The organism is Streptomyces pseudoechinosporeus, from assembly GCF_054783935.1.
On record NZ_BAAGPS010000058.1, the window covers coordinates 11,347 to 33,741 of the forward strand.

General features: G+C 69.5%; 19 protein-coding genes and 1 pseudogene. 8 read left to right on the forward strand and 12 right to left on the reverse strand.

Annotation, left to right across the window (positions count from 1 at the left end; all coding sequences use genetic code 11):
- Window positions 1-7: 7 nt before the first annotated feature.
- The 3 genes from ACYVO6_RS37695 to ACYVO6_RS37705 all read right to left on the reverse strand — a co-directional run bounded on the left by ACYVO6_RS37695 (window position 8) and on the right by ACYVO6_RS37705 (window position 6,050).
- Complete coding sequence (locus tag ACYVO6_RS37695; RefSeq protein ID WP_461069373.1) at window positions 8-649, reverse strand: peptidyl-prolyl cis-trans isomerase; 642 nt, start codon at window positions 647-649, stop codon at window positions 8-10.
- Window positions 646-4,923, reverse strand: a complete 4,278-nt coding sequence (locus ACYVO6_RS37700; RefSeq protein ID WP_461069375.1) for a glycoside hydrolase family 38 N-terminal domain-containing protein — start codon at window positions 4,921-4,923, stop codon at window positions 646-648. The genes ACYVO6_RS37695 and ACYVO6_RS37700 overlap by 4 nt, the downstream gene beginning before the upstream one ends.
- A gap of 236 nt (window positions 4,924-5,159) precedes the next feature.
- Window positions 5,160-6,050 (reverse strand): MurR/RpiR family transcriptional regulator, encoded by an 891-nt coding sequence (locus tag ACYVO6_RS37705; protein WP_461069377.1) that lies wholly within the window; start codon window positions 6,048-6,050, stop codon window positions 5,160-5,162.
- A gap of 251 nt (window positions 6,051-6,301) precedes the next feature.
- Between ACYVO6_RS37705 and ACYVO6_RS37710 the strand changes: the two genes are divergently transcribed.
- Both ACYVO6_RS37710 and ACYVO6_RS37715 read left to right on the forward strand, forming a co-directional pair.
- Window positions 6,302-7,066, forward strand: a complete 765-nt coding sequence (locus tag ACYVO6_RS37710) for a sugar isomerase domain-containing protein (protein WP_461069505.1) — start codon at window positions 6,302-6,304, stop codon at window positions 7,064-7,066.
- Window positions 7,067-7,094: 28 nt separating this feature from the next.
- A complete protein-coding gene (locus ACYVO6_RS37715; RefSeq protein WP_461069379.1) occupies window positions 7,095-7,619 on the forward strand; it encodes a CGNR zinc finger domain-containing protein in 525 nt (174 codons plus the stop codon).
- A gap of 46 nt (window positions 7,620-7,665) precedes the next feature.
- Here the strand turns inward: ACYVO6_RS37715 and ACYVO6_RS37720 are convergent, their stop codons facing one another.
- Entirely contained in the window at window positions 7,666-8,583 is a 918-nt protein-coding gene (locus ACYVO6_RS37720; RefSeq protein ID WP_461069381.1) for an AEC family transporter, read from the reverse strand.
- Entirely contained in the window at window positions 8,580-9,875 is a 1,296-nt protein-coding gene (locus tag ACYVO6_RS37725; protein ID WP_461069383.1) for an aminotransferase class I/II-fold pyridoxal phosphate-dependent enzyme, read from the reverse strand. Before ACYVO6_RS37725 ends, ACYVO6_RS37720 begins: the two co-directional genes overlap by 4 nt.
- Before the next feature lie 267 nt (window positions 9,876-10,142).
- Here ACYVO6_RS37725 and ACYVO6_RS37730 point away from each other — a divergent pair.
- Window positions 10,143-10,294: pseudogene (locus ACYVO6_RS37730) on the forward strand (sugar isomerase); the annotation flags it as partial.
- 44 nt (window positions 10,295-10,338) lie between these two features.
- Here the strand turns inward: ACYVO6_RS37730 and ACYVO6_RS37735 are convergent.
- The 7 genes from ACYVO6_RS37735 to ACYVO6_RS37765 all read right to left on the reverse strand — a co-directional run bounded on the left by ACYVO6_RS37735 (window position 10,339) and on the right by ACYVO6_RS37765 (window position 17,881).
- A complete protein-coding gene (locus ACYVO6_RS37735) occupies window positions 10,339-11,058 on the reverse strand; it encodes a VOC family protein (RefSeq protein WP_461069385.1) in 720 nt (239 codons plus the stop codon).
- Between the two features lie 50 nt (window positions 11,059-11,108).
- On the reverse strand, window positions 11,109-11,642 hold the full coding sequence (gene cpt / locus ACYVO6_RS37740) for a chloramphenicol phosphotransferase CPT (protein WP_461069387.1): 534 nt from the start codon (window positions 11,640-11,642) through the stop codon (window positions 11,109-11,111).
- 434 nt (window positions 11,643-12,076) lie between these two features.
- Entirely contained in the window at window positions 12,077-12,433 is a 357-nt protein-coding gene (locus ACYVO6_RS37745; protein WP_461069389.1) for a hypothetical protein, read from the reverse strand.
- 190 nt (window positions 12,434-12,623) lie between these two features.
- Window positions 12,624-15,725: a beta-N-acetylglucosaminidase domain-containing protein gene (locus tag ACYVO6_RS37750; RefSeq protein WP_461069391.1), complete on the reverse strand. Its 3,102-nt coding sequence runs from the start codon at window positions 15,723-15,725 to the stop codon at window positions 12,624-12,626.
- A 145-nt stretch (window positions 15,726-15,870) separates the two neighbouring features.
- On the reverse strand, window positions 15,871-16,686 hold the full coding sequence (locus tag ACYVO6_RS37755; RefSeq protein WP_461069393.1) for an SAM-dependent methyltransferase: 816 nt from the start codon (window positions 16,684-16,686) through the stop codon (window positions 15,871-15,873).
- 81 nt (window positions 16,687-16,767) lie between these two features.
- Window positions 16,768-17,004: a DUF397 domain-containing protein gene (locus ACYVO6_RS37760; protein ID WP_461069395.1), complete on the reverse strand. Its 237-nt coding sequence runs from the start codon at window positions 17,002-17,004 to the stop codon at window positions 16,768-16,770.
- A 1-nt stretch (window position 17,005) separates the two neighbouring features.
- Entirely contained in the window at window positions 17,006-17,881 is an 876-nt protein-coding gene (locus ACYVO6_RS37765) for a helix-turn-helix domain-containing protein (protein ID WP_461069397.1), read from the reverse strand.
- Window positions 17,882-18,122: 241 nt separating this feature from the next.
- Here ACYVO6_RS37765 and ACYVO6_RS37770 point away from each other — a divergent pair, with 241 nt between their 5' ends.
- The 5 genes from ACYVO6_RS37770 (at window position 18,123) to ACYVO6_RS37790 (ending at window position 22,370) form a co-directional block, all read left to right on the forward strand.
- Complete coding sequence (locus ACYVO6_RS37770) at window positions 18,123-18,671, forward strand: ATP-binding protein (RefSeq protein WP_461069399.1); 549 nt, start codon at window positions 18,123-18,125, stop codon at window positions 18,669-18,671.
- Window positions 18,672-18,744: 73 nt separating this feature from the next.
- A complete protein-coding gene (locus ACYVO6_RS37775; protein ID WP_461069401.1) occupies window positions 18,745-19,044 on the forward strand; it encodes a trypco2 family protein in 300 nt (99 codons plus the stop codon).
- Between the two features lie 9 nt (window positions 19,045-19,053).
- Entirely contained in the window at window positions 19,054-20,145 is a 1,092-nt protein-coding gene (locus ACYVO6_RS37780; protein ID WP_461069403.1) for an effector-associated domain 2-containing protein, read from the forward strand.
- Between the two features lie 132 nt (window positions 20,146-20,277).
- On the forward strand, window positions 20,278-20,472 hold the full coding sequence (locus tag ACYVO6_RS37785) for a hypothetical protein (RefSeq protein ID WP_461069405.1): 195 nt from the start codon (window positions 20,278-20,280) through the stop codon (window positions 20,470-20,472).
- Between the two features lie 29 nt (window positions 20,473-20,501).
- A complete protein-coding gene (locus ACYVO6_RS37790) occupies window positions 20,502-22,370 on the forward strand; it encodes an HEXXH motif domain-containing protein (protein WP_461069407.1) in 1,869 nt (622 codons plus the stop codon).
- The last annotated feature ends 25 nt before the right edge of the window (window positions 22,371-22,395 follow it).

Below are 22,395 nucleotides of genomic sequence, written 5' to 3' on the forward strand. Positions count from 1 at the left end.
CCCTCGGTCAGTGACGGTGCTCGTGGTCCGGGTGCGAGGGGTCGCCCGGGTGTTCATGGCCGACGGCGTACACCACACCGGCGCGGGCCCGGTCCAGCCAGGCGAAGAAGGCGCGCCGACCCGCCGCCTGCCGCAGCCCGTGGGCGATGCCTTCCCGTACGTCCGCGTACGGCAGAAAGTCCGCAGGCGCCGCGCCGCCGAAGGGGTCGACTCCTCGCCGCAGGGCGTCCTGGGTGAGGAAGCGGTCCCGGTTGCGGTCGTAGTAGTCCCGTACGGCTGCTTCGGGCAGGTCCTGCTCGTCCGCGAGTTGGGCCAGCAGGGTGCGTGCGGCGGGGGAGTAGGCGAGTACGACCGCGACGATGCTCCCGAGGTCGGCGACGTCGGCCTCGTCCACGGCGAGCACTTGGGGCGCGGCCTGAGCAGGAGGTTCCAGGCTGCGCTCGGCGCAGGCGCGGCGGGCGAGTTCGTCGGCGACGACGACCTGGGTGGCCCATCGGCGGCGCTGCCTCTCAGCACGGGCGAGAGCCTCGGGACGTGTTTCCCGATCCCGCGCCGGTACGGCTCTCAGCAGCGCGTCCACCCGTTCCCCGGCGAGGGTCTCGCCGTGCACCACGGCGGCGGCACCGTCGGGCGGGTGCACATGAGTCACGGCGTCACCTCCAGCGGAATGGCTTCGGTGTACGCGACGCTGCCGTGCCAGGCGACCTTCGCCATCAGCCAGTACGAGCCCGGCGGCACCGCCCGGCCGTCCACCTCGATGACGCACTCCACCTGCTCCCCGGGCGCCACGGCGAACCCTTGGCAGCCGGGCCCCACCCCCGGCCAGGTGCCCCACGAGGAAACGGCCCACAGGGTGCCAGTGATCGGACCACGGGTCGTGTTCCGCACGCTCACTGGAACCCGCCCTCGCTCACCCCTGCGCACACTGACCCACTCAACTCCCAGCCGGGACACCAGGGTTGGCCCGGTACGCCCGTCCGGCTCGCCCTCCGGAACCGCGCCCGGCACATCGAGGGCCACGACATCCTCGTACACCTGCCCGCCGTACGACAGCCGCGCGGCGAGCCAGTGCCGACCGGGTACGGCGTCGGGGGCGGGCGTCACGGTGCACTCGGCGAGGGTGAATCCACCGGGCCCCAGCGCGTACGGCAGTCGGTCGGGCTCGGCGACCCAGCCGGGCGGTACGTGGAGGGTCACGTCGCCCGACACCGGGGCATCGGTGAGCTCCGAGGCGACCCGCACGGTCGCGGTGACGGGCCCGTCGACGGTGAGCGCGGTCGGTGAGACGTACACGGTCACGGGCATGTTCCCGCGCGGCGCGGGGCCGGAGTTGTGCAGCCAGTACCGGGTGGGGACGGGTTGGGCGGGCTCGTACGCGGCGATTCCGGGCCCCTGAGCCGAGCCGGGGGAGCCTGCGCCTGTCGGGTCGCCGGGTGTGGCCAGCACCGTGGCGACCTCGAACCCGGTCAGGCCGACGCCGAGGACTCCGTCGTCCGGGGTCAGTGGCTCCCCCGGCGTCTCCAGGACGTCGGCACGCGAGCCGGCCGTCCATGGCCGCGGCCCGCGCACCCGCGCCCGCACCGGGCGGCCCGACACCTCGTGCATGCGCACCGCGATCCCACGCGCCGGGTCGGCGGGTGTCACGCTGCCCCGGGCCAGCGGGGAGCCGAGCGGCTTGAGGGCGTCGAGGAGTACCCGGCCCTCCGGCTCAAGACCCAGCAGAGCCGTCCGCCTGGAGAGTACGGGGGCTTCCGCTGCCTGGCCGTCCCGCAGCCGCGCCGTGAGCGGGTGGTTGAACTCATGCCCCGCCTGCGGGAGTTGCAGCTCGCGCCAGTCGCCCTCGCCGCCCAGCACCGCGTACTCGAAGGTGTGGGACCAGCGTTGGAGCTGAAAGGACGAGCCGTCGGGGGCGGTACGTCGCGGTGGGTCGATCCAGATGCCCGAGGGCCAGCCGGTGCAGGAGCGCATCAGGGACATGTAGAGATCGCCGGAGGACGTGACCACGCAGCCCGGCGTGCCGCGGTTGAGGACGGCGAAGCTGCGGCCGTCCCAGGCGTCACCCGGTGGCAGGGCCTCACCGCCGCCCGCCGCGGTGGCCCGTACCGTCGCGTCCTCCAGGTCCGCCACCAGCTCGGCGACCGCCTTCGCGTCGTCCTCGGGCCGGGCACCCGCCACCACGAGCAGCGGCAGCCGCTCCAGGTCACGGAGGTCCGCCCCCGGCACCCACTCCTCGCGCAGCCCCGCACGCGGCGCGACCCACACCGCCGCCACACCCCGCTCGGCCAGTTGCCGCCGCAGCTCGCGCCCGGCGGCCGGGTCCCAGCCCAGCGCCTCGGCGACCACGGAGTTGCGGTCGGGGGCGCCGACGGCGATACGGATGTCGGGGAGGTTGGAGTCCACCTCCAGGTCGCCGTAACGAGGACCGTCCGCGATCGTCGAGGTCGCCGTGACGCCCGCGCGGACGAGGGCCGCCGCGAGCGGGGCACCGAGGTCGCCGGCCTCCTCCCAGGAGGCGTAGATCAACTCGGCGACCCCGATCGACCGGTGCCCGAGCAACGCGCCCGCGTCGTCCCGGAGTTCGGTCCGCGCGGTGGAGCCGAGCCCGAACCACGTGTTGGCCGGGTTGTCCAGCGTCCAGGGAAACTGCTCGCTGTCGACGTCCACGAACCCGAACCCACGCCCGATCACCGCATCCGCCACCTCGTGCACCGGCAGCCCGCCCCGCACATCCGACGGCCACCGCACCCGGATGAGCCGGTCGGCCCCGTCGTAACCGTCGATGGTGGTGGACACGTCCAGCCGCGCGACCCCCTTCCACAGGCACAGCCGCTGGGTGTAGCGGAAGAGGCCGAGGTCCGCGGTGACGGTGATACGGGATCCGGCGGGGGAGTGCTCGACCCGTACGCCGGCGGTCACCTCGCTGCTGCGGGCGGCGGTCGTACCGGTCGGCGTGAGATGCCAGGGGCCCTCGCCGAAACGCGGGTGCCTCGGGTACTCCTCCTGCACGACCAGCTCGTTGCCGATGTCCCCGGCGCGGAGCAGGTCCCGGCCGCCCTCCGTCAGCGCGCGCAACCGGCTCACGCCCCCGCCGCGCGCCGGATCGACGGTCACCTCGTAGAACTCGTTGCGGATCGTGGTGCTTTCGCCGGGCGTCCACTCGGGTACCGTGCCCTCGGCGAGGGGCAGGGCGCGCAGGCCCATGCCCGGCACCTCCGGTACGACCACGCGCAGTCGGCCGTCGTCGTCGCGTACGGCAGGCAGCGGCAGACCCGTGTCGTCGAGCGGTACGAGCCCCGGGTCGGCCACGGTGAGCACGTCCCGCCGCTCCCACGTGGCGGAGTTGAAGACCACCAAGTCCGGTCCGCCGCCGGGCAGTTGGGCCACCTGCTGGGCCAGGGCGTCGGTCGCGTCGGCGTGCACCGTCCCGGCCAGGCCGTACAACTCCCGCCAGCCCGTCAGCAGGTCGATATAGACCTGGTCGGACTCGGAGCCGGTGACGGCGTCGTGATGGGCGCCGTAGATCAGCTGGCGCCACGCCTTGTCGAGCGCCGCGTCCGGATACGGATGCCCGGTGACCATCGAGGCGAGCGTCGCCCATGCCTCCGCGTCGGCGAGCAGCGTCTCCCCGTATCGCTGGGCCTGCTTGGTGTCGATGTACGAGACGTCCTTGCCGGTGTAGACGGGGTTCATGTCCCGCGTCTGCGGCGAGGCCTTGCGGCCTTCCTCGTCGAGTTGCGCACGTACTGCGGCGAAGAAGTCCCTCGGGATCGCGCTGACGAAACGCGGCCAGACATAACGGGCGTTCCAGTCCCGGTGGATGTCCATCACCCAACGGCACGGCGGCGCGTAGTCCCCACCGACCGGAAGCAGCACATTGCGCGTGAGCGCCACCTGCTTGAGCCCCTTGAACAGCTTGTACGCGGCTTGCTCGGCCTTGGGGAGGGTGGGGGCGTTGTCGATCGCCCAGCCCGCCCCGTAGTGGTTGACCATGTACGCGGTCAGCAGCCCGCGCCCCGAGGGAGCGATCCATGAGAACTCCGCCGGGAACTGCATCCGGTTCGGATCCCGCGGCTCCTCCCCGAAGACGGACAGCGTCGGCCCCCACTGATGGAAGGGCCCACGCGCCCACGAACTGGAGCTCAGCCCCGCGTCCGCCATCAGCCCCGGGAACTGGGGATCGTGCCCGAAGGCGTCCAACTGCCAGGCGGTTTCCGGGGACGCGCCCATGACAGCTCGCTGGAAACCGTCGCCGTACACGGCGTTGCGTACGGTCGCCTCGGCGCCGGTGAGATTCGTGTTGGGCTCGTTGTACGTACCGCCCATGATCTCCACGCGACCCGTGCGGATCAGTTCGCGGAGAAAGGCGCGCTCCTCCGGGAAGGCGTCCCAGTACGGCTTGAGGTAGTCGACCTCCGCGAGCACGAAGGTGTACGCCGGATCGCGCCGCGCCAGATCACAGTGGGCCCGCACCAGGCTCATCCCGGACTGGCCGCGCGAGTCGAAGGTACGGGCCGGGAGGCCGGTGGAGGCGGGATCGTCGGCGACGTCCCAGGTCTCGGTGTAGGCGGCCTGGGTGTTCCACCAGACGGGGTCGTAGTGGAAGTGGCTGACCATGAACATGGTCCAGCCGGGCTCGGCGACCGTGAACTCGCTGGTGTGGTGGGTGAGTTGGTCTCCGTCGGCGGCTGTCACCGTGATCTCGCGACGCTCGCCGACGGCGAGCTCGGTGACCATGGGGATCTCGGCGCGTACGGTGCCGTCCTCGGCCGTGGTGGCCTCGGTCTCGCCGGTCACGCCGGGGCCCTCGACAGTGAGGCGGACGGTCCGGCCAGGGCTGTGGCTCAGCTCGACGGCCACCACCTGGCGCGGCTGCTCGGTGGTTCCGACGAAAAGCTCGGTCGACTCGACAGAGGTGACGCGCATGGGTCTCCTACGAGAGGGCTCGGCGGAGCCACATCCTGACACCGGGGGGATGGTTCAAACAACCACCCGTGCGTCGCATTGGTGGTTCATCCATGCAGAATGCGTCTGCTCGGCCTTGGTGAAGTCCGGTGAAGTACGCGCCCCGAAGGAGGCCGCAGGCCTCTAAGGGGCGCGGGGAACTGCGCGACCAGCCCCCACCGGCCCGCAGCTTCATCGCTGCACTCCCAGCCGAGCGCTCAGCGGGTACGGCGGGACTTCACCGCATGCTGCGGGGTGATGTGGTCGGTCAGCGCCAGCGACGCGCTCGCCCGCTGGTAGGAGAGCTGGGCGACCCGTACGTACAGGCAGTCGATGAGCACCAGCACCGAGTGCCGGCCGCCGATGCTGCCGGTGCGCCCGGGGAAGATGGTCTCCGAGGAGGTGGAGGTGAGCCGGATGTCGGCGGCCTTGGCGAGCGGCGAGCGCGGGTCGGAGGTGATCGCCACCGTCGTGGCACCGCGCTCCTTGGCGAGCTCGAACGGCTCGATGGTCTCGCGGGTGGCCCCCGAGTGTGAGATGCCGATGGCGACGTCCGCCGGGGTGAGCAGAGCCGCCGAGGTGGCCGCGGCGTGCACCTCGGTCCAGCCGCGCACCGAGCAGCCGATGCGGAACAGCCGGGTCTCGGTCTCCTGCGCCACCGCGCCGCTGCCGCCGACGCCATAGACGTCGATGCGCCGGGCGCGGGCGACGGCCTGGGCCGCGCGCTCCATCGCGTCGAGGTCGATCCGGTCGATGGTCTGCTGCACCGCGCGCAGGTCGGCGCTGCCCACGACCTGGACGACCCGTTCGAGGTCGTCGTCCGGGGAGATGTCCGGGCCGATCTCGGCGCTGCCCCAGTCGGAGACCTCACCGCGACCGCGTTCCTGGGCCAGTTCGATCAGCAGATGCTGGTACGAGTCGAGCCCGATGGCCCGGCAGAAACGGGTCACCGTCGCCTGCGAGGTCCCGGTCCTGCGGCCCAACTCGGCGGCCGAGGCGTGCGTGACGCTCGCCGGATCCTCCAGGATCAGCTCGCCCACCTTCCGCAGGGAGCCGGCCAGCCGGGGCAGCTCGGTGCGGATGAGTGAGGTGACGTCCGTCGGGGGCATCCGATCTCCTTGAAACTGGCCGCTGAGAAGGTAACAGCCACCGTACAACTCACTAGTTGAAATTCAGGACCGGCGGCGATCGGCAGGTACGGGGTGCCAGTGGACGCGGCGGTGGATGCGATCGGGATGCGACTGCGGATGTCGCCCGTGGTTGCCCGCTGATCGCGAGGTGTGTTTTATTCATTCACGTATGGATGCACGCGATGGTGGTTTCAGCCACCGGTGGGGAGTACCCCTTGTCTGTCGAGTCCGTGAACGGCGGCTCCGTGAGCGCCGACGGCTTCGCGCGCGAGAGCCTGGCTGTCCTTGACCGCGTCACCGGGTCCGCGCGCGACGAGGTGCGGCGTGCCGCCGAGTTGATCGCCGACTGCGTGGGCGCGGACGGCGTCATCCAGGCCTTCGGCACCGGGCACTCCCAGGCCATCGTCCTGGAGGTCGCGGGCCGCGCCGGCGGCCTGGTGCCCACCAACCGGCTGAGCATCGCCGACCTCGTCCTGTACGGCGGCGAGGATGCGGGAGTCCTCGACGACCCGCTTCTGGAGCGCAAGTCCGGTGTCGCCCGGCGGATTTACGACCTCGCCGCCCCACGCCCCGAGGACCTCTTCGTCATCATCTCCAACTCCGGCGTGAACAACGTGATCGTGGAGATGGCCCTGCACGCCAAGGAACAAGGCCACCGCCTCCTGGCCATCACCTCGGTCGCCCACACCCGCGCCGTCCCCGCCTCCCACCCCAGCGGCAAGAAGCTCGCCGACCTCGCCGACGTAGTCCTCGACAACGCGGCCCCGCGAGGCGACGCCCTCCTCGAACTCCCCGACGGCGGCGCCGTATGCGCCCTGTCCACCCTCACCGGCGTGATGCTGGTCCAGATGGCCGTCGCCGAAGCCGCCTCCCTCCTCCTGGCCGCCGGCCGACGACCGCCGGTGTACGTCTCGGCCAACGTCCCCGGCGGCTTCGAGGGCAACCTGGAACTGGAGAAGCATTACGCGGGGCGCATCCGCCGCACCGCGAGCTGACTCAGAGGTCCTGTGTTGCAATGGTCAAGTGCAGTTTGAGCATGACAACATGGTCGGGGTTCACTTGGCCGTGGCGCTGGTGAATCTTGAATCGAGTGATTCGTGGGTGCCTGAGATGCTGGAAGGGGCCCTGCGGGAGCATCAGATCCGTCGTCCGCGTGTCACTGATTCCACCTGTGAGGAGATCAGGGCGTGGTCGCGACGGATGCGGCTGGTTTTCGAGTCGTCCTCGCAGGCCGAACGGTGCCAGACGATCAACACTCTGCTCGCGGATGGCGCCGCGAGTGTGTATCTGACCACGCATGACAGCTTGCGCCCGCATCTGCACTTCGCTCCGGACGGCCAGGACCTCCAAAGCCGCGTGAAAGCCGTGACGGCTGGAGGGTTGGCCATTTTCACCATGGAGGCCGAGGGGGAGCGGTTGGGCGTATGTGCGCTGGGCTCTTGCCGGAAGGCTTTCGTGGACACCAGCCGCAACGGCCGTCGTGCTTACTGTTGCGCACGCTGCGCCAACACTGACGCGGTCCGCCGGCATCGCATGAAGCATCACTAGCCTCTTGGTGGGCCGTTATGCGGCTGTCTTCCCGTTGGGGCGGCCGCTATGTCGGGACCAGTGCCATGACGAGCGGGACAGCGGCCAGGCCCAGGAGTGTCTGTGTCGCGGTGATCCCGGCCATCAGCGGTGCGTCGCCGCCGAGTTGCCTTGCCATGATGTACGACGACGATGCCGTGGGCAGAGCCTGGAAGAGGACGGCGATGATCAGCGCGTGGGAGCCCAGGCCGAACAGCTGAGCCGCGAGCAATGTTGCGGCCGGCATGAGCGCGAACTTGGCGGTCGAGGACGCGAGGAGCGGTGCTGCCCACGACCGTGCCGCGCCGAAGCGCAGAGCGGCACCGATGCAGAGCAGACCCAGCGGCATCGAGGCGGCTCCCAGAGCCTGGAGTGCTGGTTCGATGCCCGGCGGCAGGCTCAGATCGAGTGTTTGCAGGAGGATGCCTGCTGCGCAGGCGAGGATGAGCGGGTTCGTCACGAGCTGTTTGACGATGCCCGAGAAATGCAGTCGCGCGGTCCCGAACCGCGCGAAGACCAGCACGCACAGCACATTGACGGTGGGCACGACCGCCGCGTTGCAGACCGCGGCAAGGGCGACGCCCTTGGTGCCGAACAAACCGGCAGCGATCGTCACGCCAATGTAGTTGTTGAACCGGATACTGCCTTGGAAGACCGAGGTAAAGGCATCGTTTCTCAGCCGCATCATGGGTTTGCAGGCGATGACCAGTACGGCCACGGCCACCGTGGAGGCGATCAGAGCGCCGGCGAGGGGTCCCACCGGCAGATCGTCGGTGTCGGCGGTCGCCAGGCTGTGGAGAAACAGAGCCGGCAGCAGGACGCGATAACTGAGGCGCTCGGCTTCGGACCAGAAACTCTCGGCTGTGACCATCGATCGCTTGAGCGCGTAGCCCAGCGTGATCAGCAGGACGACCGGAACAAGCGCCTTTACGGTCAGTCCGATCACGCCGAGACCCGATCCAGTGCGGCAACGAGGATGCGGCAGCCTTCTTCCAGGGTTGCGGTGTCGGTGGCGAAGGAGAGCCGCAGGTGGCCCGGCGCGCCGAAGGCGCTGCCCGGGACGGTCGCGCATCCTGCTTCGAGGAGGGCGTCGGCTGCTGCGAGGTCGTCGCCGGTGGCAAGGCGCGGGAAGAGGTAGAAAGCGCCGTCGGGTTCCACTGTGTCCAGGTGCCGGCTCTGCTTCAGAATCGCCAGGCCCGCATCGCGCCGCCGGCGGTATATCTCGCGCCGTTCCGCCAGAAGATCCTGCGGGCCCTGCAGTGCGGCGACAGCCGCGATCTGGCTCACGGTCGCGGTCTGCGTGCAGTTCTGGGTCTGCACGGCGGTGATGCGGCGAACGAGATCGGTCGGCCCGAACCCCCAGCCGACACGCCACCCGGTCATCGCGTACGCCTTGGAGACGCCGTCGACGAGCAGGATTCGCTCGCGCAGGTCAGGCGCGACCTGGGCGATGCTGACGTACTCCCCGGCGTGGTAGCGGATGTGAGCGTAGATCTCGTCCGAGAGGATCATTGCCGAGGGGTGGCGCCGCAGTACCTCGGCCAGACCGGCCAGAGCGTCATGGCTGTAAGTGGCGCCAGACGGATTTCCGGGGGCGTTGAGCACGACCCAGCGTGTGCGGTCGGTCATGGCCGCTTCCAGCGCGTCGGGAGACAGTCTGAACCCTGAGTCGGCTGAGCAGGCAACGATCACGGGCACGGCACCGCACAGACGAACCATGTCCGGATAGCTCGCCCAGTAAGGCGCCGGGATGATTACCTCGTCGCCCGGGCTCAGGGTCGCGAACAACGCGTTGAAGATCACCTGCTTGGCGCCGCATCCCACGGCCACTTCGGCATCCGTGTAGCTCAGAGCGCGGTCTCGTTCCAGCGCACGCCGCGCGGCACGGCGCAGTTCCGGTATCCCGTTGGCAGGGGTGTAGCCCATCGGGCGGATGGCGGCCTGCTGGGCGGCAGCCGCGGCGTGAACAGGCGCGGCGAAGTCCGGCTCGCCGAGCGTGAGGTCGATGACGCGACGGCCGGCCGCACGGTACTCGGCCGCACGGCGAGCCATCTCCAGGATCGGCGAACCGGCAGGTGTTGCTTGGGCCTGCGAAAACGCGGGCGGAGCCGACCGCGAGCCCGCAGTGGCGCCCGCCGGGTTCGCGCGGCGGTCAGCACAGTGCCGGCGGGGAACCGCTTCTTCACTGGTCGAGTGGGAAGGATCAGTGGCCTGTGGGCCAGGCGTCATACCGTTCATGCCGACAGGCTGAAGTAACGTTGCGACGCATTACAACCATTACAGGTTCGCTGGACGGTCTCTGTGGTTCCGGTTCCCTGGCACGTCGTCGCTGACCACGGCCCTGCCGACCGCACCGCGACTACATGAATAGCTTGCTGATGTCGCCACCATTTCGGCCCGGCGTGTGCGTATCGCATGCGGCTGCTGCCCGCAGTCATGGCGGAGCCACCGATCCGCATCGCCGGGCTCGCACCGCTGGTGAGCGAGGCGGCCCTGGGCACGGATGCCGTCGCCGAGGCGGCCTCCCTCCTTCTCACCGCTGGCCCGTCGGCCGCCGCCCACCGGTGTACGTCTCGGCCAACGTCCCCGGCGGCTTCGAAAGCAACCTGGAACTGGAGAAGCACTACGCGGGGTGCATCCGGCGCACGGCCAGCTGAGGGTGGCGACTCGTGCCCGAGGCCCCGCTCGGCCGATGAGCGAGTCACTGCTCCAGGCGGTGAACCTGGAAGGTCAGTCCCTCTGGGCTGCTCAACCGCACAACACGACGACCGGTCTCTTCGGACCAGGTGACGGAGCCTTGGCCAAGGTCGTGTGCGCGGGCGACGACGCTGTCCGGATCACCGACCTCGACCGCAAGTTCCCACTGCGGGGCGGATGCGCCGCTGGGTCCACGTGTGGCGATGAAATCGGCGCAGATCAGAGGGGTGCCAGTCGTCTCCCCGTAGAAGTGCCGGGCCTTGTCAGGCTGATCGCAGGCCAGGACCATGCGGTGCGGAGCACCCGCCAAGTGGGGCGGGATCCTCCATCCGGTGAAGTGGCGTGGCTGCCACAGCGAGAAGGCGGCACCAATCGGATCGATCAATGTCGCCATGCGGCCCTGATCGCCCGCGTCGAAGGGAGGCACGACAAGGCGAGCGCCGTTCACCTCCGCCGCTTCGGCACGGCGATCGACGTTGTCGACAGCCAAGTAGTAGGCGATGTGGGCGGGTGTTCCCGGAGGGTAGACCGGGTTCGCCAAGTCGCTCACGCCGCCGATCGGGTGGCCGTCGACGGCTATCTTGGTGGCCTTGCGCCAGTCCTTCTCATCCACCGCGAAGCGCCAGCCCAGCGTCTTCGAGAAGAAGGTGGCGGTGCCGGCCAAGTCGCGGGTTTTGAGGTCCATCCAGCAGAACTCGTTCGATGAACCCAGACGGGTCGTCATCCTGTGCTCCTCGTCGTCTCGATGCTGGGCAGCGGGAGCCGATCCGGCGATCAGCTGACGTGGGCGGCGATGGCCCGCGCACACACCAGGGACTCGGTACGAGTCGTGTCCACCTCGAGGTCGTAGACCACGCCCTCGTGAACCACATCCGCCTGCAACGCGGCCATCCCCTGGACGCGATCTCCTCGTGCGACCTCACGGCCTGCGGCGACCGCGTTCTCACACCTGACGCCGACCCACAAGACGGCCGTTCCACCCAGAGCCTTCTGCCACCGCTCCTGGGACGCCGCTCCGCCGAGGAAGACGTCATCGATGATGACTCTGGCGCCCGCACGGGCCATCGCCACGACGCCCTCCATCCAGGCCGCCTCCAGCGCCCGGAAGTCCGCCCCGACGCTCACTCCGCCGTCCGCCGCGAACGCGATCCCTTCCTCCGACGACTGCATCTTCGCGGGCAGCGCGTCGACGAAGGAGTCGCACCCGAACGCCAGCCACGGATCTGGCAGTACGGACTGCAGGCACCGTACGATCCCGGACTTCCCCGAGCTGGAACCGCCGTTGAGAATGATCAACTGAGTCGTCACCGCGCCACGGTAAGGCGCTTCCCGCACGGCACGAAACGAATATCGGCGCACACTGCTCTGCTGCCACAACCCCGTGAACGTCTCCGGTCACTGCACCAGCGCGGACGGCACGGGCCGTCTCAGGCTGGTCGACCTCCTCGCGCCGGGCTGGCACGTACGGCGCTCGGCAATCGGAAAGCAGGTGCGCTGCCGCGTGCCCGCCGAACCCAGCTGGAACTGAAGGACTTGCTCCTGCCCGCATCGCAGGACGGTGGTCCGGAAGTGCACCGCCCTCGCCGGGGCGGCATCGACACCGGACGGCGCTACGCGCGGGGGACGGTCACGCAGCGGATGACTGGCCCGGCACAACCGCCGTCCGCCCACACCAGGTGCACGCGCCGATACGGCGGGAAGCCCGCGGGCAGGTTGGCCCATTCACCGATCAGGAACGCTGCTCAGTCCTCCCACCAGACGGAACCTGCGTAGATCCAGCCACACCAGTCGTTGGTGCGGTCAGAGTACTGAACCTTGAACCACTCATTTCCGTGGCTGTTCCTGACGCCCTTGAAGAAAGCCAAGGACGCACCCCGGGACACGGTCTTTACGACGGAGGCAGATTTGTAGTAAGTAGTCCTGATATACCCCTTGTCGACGACGACCGAGACCCTGTCGGTGGCCGTGCCGCTGCATGCGCCCTGGACGGCGGCAGGTAGTTGAGGCGGGGCGACGGCAGCAGCAGGCGACGCCCCCAGGGTTCCGATCATGATCGCAGATGCAGCTGCGGCTCCGGCCAGACGATGAAGCTTGCTCATCAGGTCACTCCCCGTTGAGGATTGTCATTTCTGTCCTCGGCCAAGCTAGGGGGAGAGTGTGTCAGCCCGAACCTGGAACTCTTTAGGTTGACCTCGGGCCGTCGATGGCGAGGCTCGCGAGACCGCCGGCCGACGCCCGCTGGTCTACGTCTTGGCCAACGTCCCCGGCGGCTTCGAGGGCTGACGCCCGCTACTCCACGGGTACGGGTGTGAGCGCGACCGCGAGCGGATAGGCGCCGGTGGCCAGAGGTGACCCGGTGGTGCCCGACGAGGTGTCGACCGGTACCAGGACGTTTCCGTCGGCGGTGGTGACGTAGGCCTTGGCGCCGTTCCAGTCCAGGGCGATGTCGAAGGCGGACCTGCCGACCTTGATCGTGGTGCCGGGGGCGCCGGTGACCGTGTCGACGGGGGTGACGGTGTCGCCGGTACTGGGGCTGACCCACAGGGTCCGTCCGTCCGGGGACAGGGCGAGACCGTAGGCCTGGCCGGAGACCAGGAGCGTCGGCTCGGTGTCGTTGGTGGCCGTGTCGATCGGAGTGACCGTCGAACCGCCGGAGTTGGACACGTACACCGTCCTGCCGTCGGGTGCGGCCACCACGTTGAAGGGGCGGGGGCCCACCGGGATGGGAGCGCCGGCCTTCTGGGTGGCCAGGTCGACCGGTGTGACGGTGTTGTCGTGGATGTCGGCCACGTACAGCGTCCTGCCGTCAGGCGTGATCGCCATGTTCTCCGGACCGGAGCCGACCGGGACGGCGGTGCCTGCCTTGAGGTCGGCGGTGTCCACCGGCTGGACCGTGTTGTCGGAGTAGTTGGCGACCCAGAGCGTGCGGCCGTCCGGCGTGAGCGCGAGCCCGGCGGGGACGCGCCCCACGGCGACCGTGGCGGTGACCGTTCCGCGCGCCACATCGATGACGCTGACCGAGTTCGAGCCCTGGTTGGCGGCGTAGGCGGTGCGCCCGTCCGCGCTGAGGATCACCTCACCGGGGTTGTTGCCCACCGAGATGTCGGTGCTCTTCCCGGAGTCCAGGTCGATCGAACTGACCGAAGCGCCGCTGAAGTTGGCCGTCAGCGCCCGGGGTGTGCCCGTGCCGTCGCCGACCTGGACCGGGATCGCCCGGTTCAGGACGGCCGTGCCGTCCGCCGAGCCCGTCGCCACGACGGAGCGGACCCCGTCTGCGGCGCCGTCCTGCGCCGTGAAGGTGACGGTGGTGGAGGCGCTGCCTCCGGCGGGGACGGTCAGGGTGCCCTCGTCGGGTGCGGCGGTTACGCCGTCGGGCACGTCGAGCCTCCAGGAGACCGTCCGGGCGGACGTGGACCGCTTGTCGGTCAGAGCCAGTGTCACGGTCTCGGTCGTGCCGGGCTTCAAGGCGAGGGAACCGGGATCGAAGGAGATGTCGACGCCGGGGTCGGGCGCGTTCTCGATCACTGTCGTGTAGAGGAACTGGTCCATCACTCCCGGCGAGACCTGCTGGGGAATCGCGTCCAGCTCCTTGCGCTCGGCCCTGAGCTTCTTCCAGTACGTGGTGACCGCGTCGGCGTCGCCCTCCTTGTTCGCCAGGAGCAGGTCCACGGCCGTCTGTCCCGCCGTGCCGTAGCGGCCGAGCTTGTCCAGCCAGGCGGATGTCTCCGTCAGGAAACCGGAGTTGTCGAGCCGGGCGCGCAGTTCGCGGGGCGTGGCGGCCATGTCGGAGAAGTACGCCCTGAGCGCCTCGGCGGCCTGGTCGAGGCCGCTGTCCTGCTCGTACGCCTTGCGGAAGGCGGCGATGAGCAGGGTGAGCGTGGGCGATTCGGTCGCGTCGAGCTGCGAGGAGTAGTTGTTCTCGGCGAAGATCCGCAGCCATTTCGCCGCCGCGGGCCCGCCGAGGTCGCGGACGGAGGCGAGGAAGGACGTACGGGGGTCGTAGGCGTCCGGGTTCCAGAGGTAGTCGGCGGAGGTGAACAGGGCGATCCGGCTCGCCTCGCCCTGGACCATGGGGTTGGCGGTCACTCCGGTTGCCGCCGCGGCCACTGCGGGTTCGCGGCCGGTGTAGGGGCCGAGGAGCAGGCGGCTGGTGACGTAGTCGTTGACCGGGTAGTTGTCCCAGATCAGGATCGGGTGGCCGTACACCTTGCGGGCCTGCTCGACCTGGTCGGCGGTGATGGTCGGCGCGATCACGCCGACGCCGGTCCACTCCACGACCACAGAGGGGTCAAGCTTCTCCCGGAGCGCCTTCTTGTAGGGGGAGTCGGCGAGGTCGGAGTACTCGGTGGGGACCATTTCCAGCGGTTGCAGGCCGGAGTGGTCGGCGGAGAAGTCCTGCCACACCTGGTTGAGCAGATGGGCCTGTGCTGTGCCCGCCGCGCCGCCACCAGTGCCGAACTCCTTCTCGTCGGCGTCGCAGTTCCACTTCGTGTAGCTGATGTCGTCGAGCGGGATCGCGAAGGAGCGCACGCCGATGTCGTACAGCGAGTCGAACTTGGCGGTGAGGGCCTTGATGTCGGCGTCCGAGGAGTAGCAGACCGACAGTCCCGGCGACAGGGCGTAGGTGAAGCGGACGTGGTTGGCGTCGGCCCGGTCCACCAGCTCCTCGATCCGGGCCAGTTCGGCGGACGGGTAGGCGTCACGCCACTTCGCCCGCAGGTACGGGTCGTCCTTGGGCGAGTAGACGTAGACGTTCTGCTTCGTACGACCGTAGAAGTCCAGCTGGTTCAGCCGCTCGGCGTGCGACCAGGGAGTCCCGTAGAAACCCTCGATGACCCCGCGCAGCGCGGCTGCCGGCCAGTCCCGCACGGCCACTTCGGGGAGTACGGAACGCGATCCGCGCGTCTTGGTGACGAGCTGGCGCAGGGTCTGGGCCGCGTAGAACGTGCCGGTGGGGTCGACGCCGGACAGGGCGACGAGGGCCCGTCCGTCCTTGCGCCCGGACGCCAGGACATAACCGCCCGAAGCCAGGCCGGTCGGCGGCTCGGCGCCCAGCCGTTTCAGCGCCTTCCCGGTGGCGCCGCTCTCGTCCGGGCCGCCCACGTAGACCGTGAGCCCGGCGGCGGGAGGCTTGTCACCGTCGCTCACAGTGATGATCTTGTCGGCTCCGGCATCGCGCAGAACGGACTCGACGAGCCGTCGGGCCGACGGGTCGGTCCGAGGGCCGACGACCTCCACGACCCGGTCGGAGACGGTGAGTCGACCCGAACCGGCCTTCATGCTCTGGGGAGTCGGCCACACCTTCGGAACGGCGCTCGGCGGCTGCTCCGCCGCGGACGACGACGGCGGGGCCGCCACCCCCGCGGCCGTCAGCAGCGCGGCGACCAACATCGCCGGTCGCCGCGTCCGTCTCCTACCTCTGACACGAGTGGCTGAGAGCACGGGATCTCCTCAGTGGGTGAATGGACCCACCGAGTGATGCTAGAGATGCTGAATGGAACATTCAACGGTGCCTGCGGCCGGGACAGGGCTTGGCTCAGGGCTTACGAGCCACCGCCCCGTACATGGCGATGTCCTCGTCCCGGATGGGCTCCGAATCGCTGCCGTCCGGACGCCACTTGTGGACCTGCGTGATGCCCGGCTCAACCAGTTCGAGGCCTTCGAAGAACTCCTCGGCCTCCGGGAACGTACGCAACCGCATGGGCATGTTGCGTGCCGCGTACTCGCGCGCGACCCGGCCCACCTCCTCCGGCGCGAACTCCGCGGTGCCGATGGACATCGCGAGATAGCTGCCGGAGGGGAGCGGTTCGAGGAGGCGGCGGACGATGCCGACCGCGTCGTCCTCGTCCAGCACGAAGTGGACGATCGCGATGACGGTGAGCGCGACCGGCTTGGACAGGTCGAGGGTGTCGCGGAACTCGGCGGAGTCGAGGATGGCCTCCGGGTGCTGGAAGTCGGCCTCGATGTACGACGTCTTCCCCTCGGGCGCGCTGGCCAGCAGGCCCTGGGAGAGGGTGAGGACGATGGGGTCGTTGTCCACGTAGACGACGCGGGACTCGGGGGCCACCGACTGGGCGATCTCGTGGAGGTTCGGGGAGGTGGGGATGCCCGTGCCGACGTCGAGGAACTGGCGTATACCCGCCTCCTCGGCCAGCCAGCGCACCGCGCGGTTCATGAAGTCGCGGTTGGCCCGCATATGGATCGGCAGGGCGGGCCACTCATGCGACATGGCGTCGCCGGCTTCCTTGTCGGCGGGGTAGTAGTCCTTTCCGCCGAGGATGTAGTCGTAGATACGCGCGGAGTGCGCGCTCTCGGTGTCGATACGGTCGGCAGGCCATCCGTTGTCGGACAACGCGGCCCTCCCATCAAGTCGTCGGATAACAAGGGTAGTTCGGTCAACAAGGGTGTTTCGGACCGGGGTTGCTCAGAGCAGTCAGAGCAGGAAGTCGGCGTCGCCCGCCTTCACGCCCGTCAGGAAGCTCGTCATCTCGCGGGGAGTGAAAACCAGGGCCGGACCGTCGGGATCGGTGGACTGACGCACCGCCACCCGTCCGTCGCCCAGCTTCTTCACTTCGACGCAGGCGCCTCCCGCGTCGTCGCTCCACGGCTTGTACCAGCCCTGCGCGCCGAGATCACGGGACGGCACGCCGTTGCGTATGTGGTGGTGCACTTCAGAGCTCCTTGCGTATCGCACCGAGGAGAGCCTCGGTCCTGCTGGCGGGTGTCGACTGGGCGCCCAGCCGGTCCAGGGCCTCGCGATAGACCAGGACGTCGTCGGCCTTGTCGAGATACACAGCGCCCACCAGGCCGCTGAGATACACGATGTCGGGCAACTCCCTGGCCCTGAACCGGAAGAGATGGAAGGCGCCGGCCCGCATCGCCGGATGCGGGCCGTTCCCGAACGGCATGATCTGTACGGTCACATGGGGCAGCGCGTTCAGCGCGATCAGGTGGTCGACCTGGGCGCGCATCACTTCGGGTCCCCCGACCGGCCACCTCAGCACCGTCTCGTCCATCACGATCCACACGCGGGGCGGGTTCGGACGGGACAGCAGTTCCTGGCGCTGCATACGCAGCGCGACCCGGCGCTCCGTGGCGTCCGCTGGAGCGTGCGGATTGCCGGCGCCGAGCAGGGCGCGCGCGTAGGCCTCGGTCTGCAGCAGTCCGTGCACGAACTGCGCCTCGTACGCCCGGATCTGCAGCGCCGCCTGCTCCAGGCTCAGATACGCGGCGAACCAGTCGGGCAGTACGTCACGGTAGGTGTGCCACCAGCCGCGCTTGTTGGCCTCCCGGACCGACTTCAGGAAGGTGTCGATCTCCTGCTGGTCCTTGACGCCGTAGGTCTGGAGCAGCTTCTCGGCGTCCGCGAGCCTGAGCCGGGCCACCTTGGCGGATTCCATCCGGCGGATCGTGGAGTGGCTCACCCCGATCGCCGTCGCCGCCTGCTCGTACGTCAGACCGGCCCGGTTGCGCAGCTCCTCGAGCTGCTTGCCCAGGATCATGCGCAGGACGGAAGGCGCGCCGCCCCAGTCGGTTTCCGAGGTCACGCCTTACCTCCTCACCCGTGGTCCGGGCCAATGCATCGCAGTCTGTCACGATCATCGTCGACCGGGGCGGCCTGCGCCCTACAAAATGCAATTTTCAACTTGCTGGTTGCGGGACGTTGTCCGCAGATGTCACAGTGGTCGTACGCCCCGGTCCGGTGAACGAAGGGGCTGTGCAGCTCAGTTGGGGGATCACGGGCCGCAACTCGGAGTGTTGTGCTCTGCAGACGAAAGGCGTACGGCGATGGTTTCGCCCTCCTTCCCCCAGTCCCTGGGCCGACTTTCCGGAGACGAACTCCTCCACAAGGCAGGCGTGTTCGGCCTGCCCGCCGTCCCCGCCTCGGTGGGCGCCGCCCGCAGGAACGTACGGGAGCTGCTGGGCGAGTGGGGCATCAGCCGCGAGACCTGTGACAACGCCGTACTGGTGACCTCCGAGCTCGTCACCAACGCACTCACGCACACGGAGAGCGATCTGATCGTGTGCAGACTCCGCGCCGCGGGAGAGCGGCTCCATATCGAGGTCGAGGACCAGAACCGCGGCTGCACGCTCCCGGCGTGCAGACAGCCGAAGCCCGACGACCAAGGTGGCCGCGGGCTTCTGCTCGTCGGCGTGCTGAGCAGCGACTGGGGCGTCAGGGACGCACCGCACCGGTCCGGCCGCATCGTCTGGGCCGAACTGCCGACGGTGGCGACGGAGGCAGCGATGACATCGGAGATATCGGCGACATCGGCTGTATCGAAGCCCCAGGACGGATCGGCCGACGCCCATGCGGCCGATCCGTCCTGGACGTGACGGCGGTCCGGGCCGAGCCGGCCCTCGCTGTCCCCCACGCGTGCTGGGATCACGCCGGGGGTAAAGGGGCCATGTGATTGAACTCGCGGAAATGATCGCCCAGTTGCGTACGGAGCTCTCCGCCGCCATGTCCGCGGCGCGCGACGAGGAGCTGCGCTTCGAGCTGGGCGCTGTGGAGCTCGAGGCGGAGTTCGTCGTGGAGCGGTCCGGTACGGCGGAGGGCAGGGTCCGCTTCTGGGTCGTGGAGGCCGGTGCCGCGGGCCATACGGGGACCAGCACCACCCATCGGGTCACGTTGACCCTGGAGCCTCGCCTTCGTGACTCCGGGGCGCAGCCCTGGGTGGGCGGAGATGAAGCGGAACGCGAGCGCTGAGCCGGTCCGATGTCAGCTCAGACGCAGGTACGGGCACAGAGGTTGGCGGCGGTGCGGGTCGCCGAAGTGCTCGTGAGCAGACCCGGTGGGCAGCCCGGGCGGCGCGGGTCCGGCTACCGGGTGTCAGAGCGGTGCGTGCTGACAGCGGCGCACGTGGTGGCAGGACCGGTGACGTCGGTACGGGTGCGCCTCGACGCCGACCGGCCGGGGGAGTGGACCGCCGACGCCCACATCGTGCTCCTCGCCGAGGCCGCCGATGTCGCACTGCTCGAGATCACGGGCGCGCCGCCCGAGCCCGGTGACACCGAGCGGCCTCGCTACGCCGCGGTGCCCGACGCCGACGTGGTGCTGCCCTTCAGCGCGGTGGGCTTCCCCCGGTTCAAACTGCGCAAGGACAGCATGCGCCTCCTCGACGACGGCGCTCCCAGCCAGTACCGGGACTCCTGCCACCTCACGGGAACGGTCTCCGTATTGTCCAACCGCCGGGAAGGCACCCTTGAACTGGCCGTCGCCGCCCCACGAGGCGACAGCGAACCGGAACGCTCTCCCTGGGAGGGAATGTCGGGTGCCGTGGTGTGGTGCGACGGCGCCGTGATCGGAGTGGTGAGCGCCCATCACCGCTCGGACGGCCTGGGGAGGCTGGCCGCCAGCCGCGTCGAGCACTGGTACGAGGTGCTGTCCGCCGCCGAGCTGGAGCGGTTCCATCGGTACGCCGGCCTGCCGGCGCGTGAGCGCCTCGGGTCCGCGACAGACCCCGTACATTCCCGGCCGGTCGCCGGTCTGCCCCGTCTGACCGGTCTGCCTTCCGACCTGCCGCTGCGTGAACTCGCGGACCTCGTGGACGCGTTGGTGGCGCTTCCCTCCCTGCGCAACGCGAACAGCATGGCCCTGCTGCTCGACAGCATCAGCGCCGAGATCGCGGCGAACAGCCCGAGGGATCCCCGGCTGAGGACGGACGTCTACGGGATCGTACGCACCTGTCTGCGCTATCCGGGCACGCTCGATCAGCTCCTGGAGGCCGTACGTCTGCTGGAGGGGCCCTCCTCGGAAGTGGCCCGAGTCGACCATGAGGCGGCCCGACTGGCCCGGCGACATGGCTGACTCGATCTCGCGGTGTGGCCTGGTCGCGGGGTTTCGGCTTGAGGCCTGCTGGGTCATCATGATGAGGGCACGGACCGCGCGGACATGGAATTACGGGATACGGGAGGGGACTTGGCAGCCGTGGAGCGATCGATGCCTGCCGTCGAGTCCGGTCTCGTAGATCTCTCGGGGGTTTCTCTTGAAGCGCTGCGCTCCATGGACAACACGGCCGTCGCCGAGTCGCTGGAGCGGCTGCTGCACCAAATCGACGACCCGTCCATCACGGAGTCGGGGCACAACCCTCAGTCCATCAGGGAACCGGGGCACAGCCCGTCACGTTTCGACTGAGGGCATAGGCTCGGTGCTGAGGAGTGCTCATGCCGGGTGAGCCCTCTGCCTCGGCGGACCTGCCGTTCCACCAACTGTCGGCGGCAAGCTTACGGACCCTTGCCCGAGGCGAGGGCGGCGGCGCCGTGGTCGCGGAGATACTGGCCGCCGAGCGCAGCCGTCGGTTGCTGCTTCTGCGGGCCCTCGACGAGGGCGTTCCCGAAGACGATCCTCCGCAGGCGTATGGGGCGGCGCTGTCGCACCGGGACGCCTGGTCCCTCCTCGAACGCGTCCAGCGGCAGGCACCCGAGGTGTTCGAGGATGTCTTGATGTCCCCGCCCACGGGCATGTGGGCGTCCCTCGCGCTGCGTCAGATGCGAGGCAAGTCCTCAGAGGACGCTCCCTTGTGGGTGGTGCTCGGGCACTTGTCGGCGCTGGCCGCAGCAGCCGGAGCCCGGGCCGGTCTGGACTTCTCGCTGGTCGTACCGGTGCGCCGGGGCCTGGTGCCGCTACCGACACTGGGGTGCGCGGTGCTGCCCGTGCGTGAGCCGTGGAGCGTGGCCCAAGTCGAGGCGCGACAAGGGGAGTTGAGGATCAGCGGCGAGTGCGGCCAGGTGCTGGTCCCGCGGGACGCGGAGGCGAACAGCCCTGACTGGCATGCCGTACGCCACGTCGTACTGGAGTCTGGAGAACGTCCCAAGCGCCTGTCCCTCGAAGAACTGGACCCCCACCGGACGTTCCCTCGTCCGAGCGAGCCCCGACTCCTGTCCGCCGCCGAGGCCGAGGCATGGGAGGGCATGCTCGTCGACGCGTGGAAGATCCTGCTGCGGGACGAGCCGGAGAGCGCCGAGGCCATGCGACACGGGCTGCTGTCGATGACTCCCACGCCGACGACGGAAAGGTTTCGGCCGTACAGCGGGACGGCCGGGGACGGATTCGGAGGTGTCACGGCGTCCTGTCCGGACGACGTACCGCAACTCGCCGCCACGCTGGTGCACGAGTTCCAGCACACCAAGCTGAGCGGCCTGATCCACCTGCAACCGCTGAGCATCGCCGAGGCCACACAGGATCCGGAGGAGCTGTTCTACGCCCCCTGGCGGGATGATCCTCGCCCACTGAGCGGCTTGTTGCAGGGTATCTACGCCTTTACGGGGGTCACCCGTTTCTGGCGCGTACATCGGTACACCGCTGATGTCGCCCAGGCCTCGCCGGCGCATTTCGAATTCGCTCTGTGGCGTACGCAGGTGTGGTCCACTTTGCGCCTGGTGCGGGGCCACGAGAGGCTGACGTCCCTGGGCCGGTACGTGATCGAGGGGCTGCGCGAGCAGTGCGCCCAGTGGCTGGCCGACCCCGTGCCGGACGCCGAGTCGCAGCTGGCCCGGGAAGCGGCAGCCGACCACCGGGCCCGCTGGCGTGCGCACCATCTACGGCCTCCCGCCGTGGCCGTGGAGGAGGCCGTGCGGGCCTGGCAGCGGGGCGATGACCGCGCGCCGGTCGGCCTGGCCGCCGAGCCCGAACTGGTGCCGGACAGTGAAGCCCGTTTCCTGGACAGCGCGGCCATCCTGGTCCGGCACCGCCTCAGCGAGCCCGACGGGGCCTGGCGGCGGGCTGCCGCCCAGGGCTCCGGAGATACCGCCGGTGTCGAGGGCGTCACCGCGGCGGACGTCCTGCTGGCCTGCGACGACCGGGCCGGAGCCCGAGCCGCCTTCGTCGCGCAGCTCTCCGGCAAAGGCGCACCCGTGGCAGCCTGGGCCGGTCTGGGCCGGGCGCTTGCCGGTGAGGGACAGGTCCGGAACGCCGCCTCCCGCCTGCTGCTCCACTTTCCGGAGCGGGCCCGTGCCGTACACGAGGCGGTCGAGGCCGCCCAGGGCCGGGCCCCGGACCCCGTACGCCTCGCGGAGTGGCTGGGCCAGGGCTGAGCGCTCCGCTGGAAGAACCTGGAAG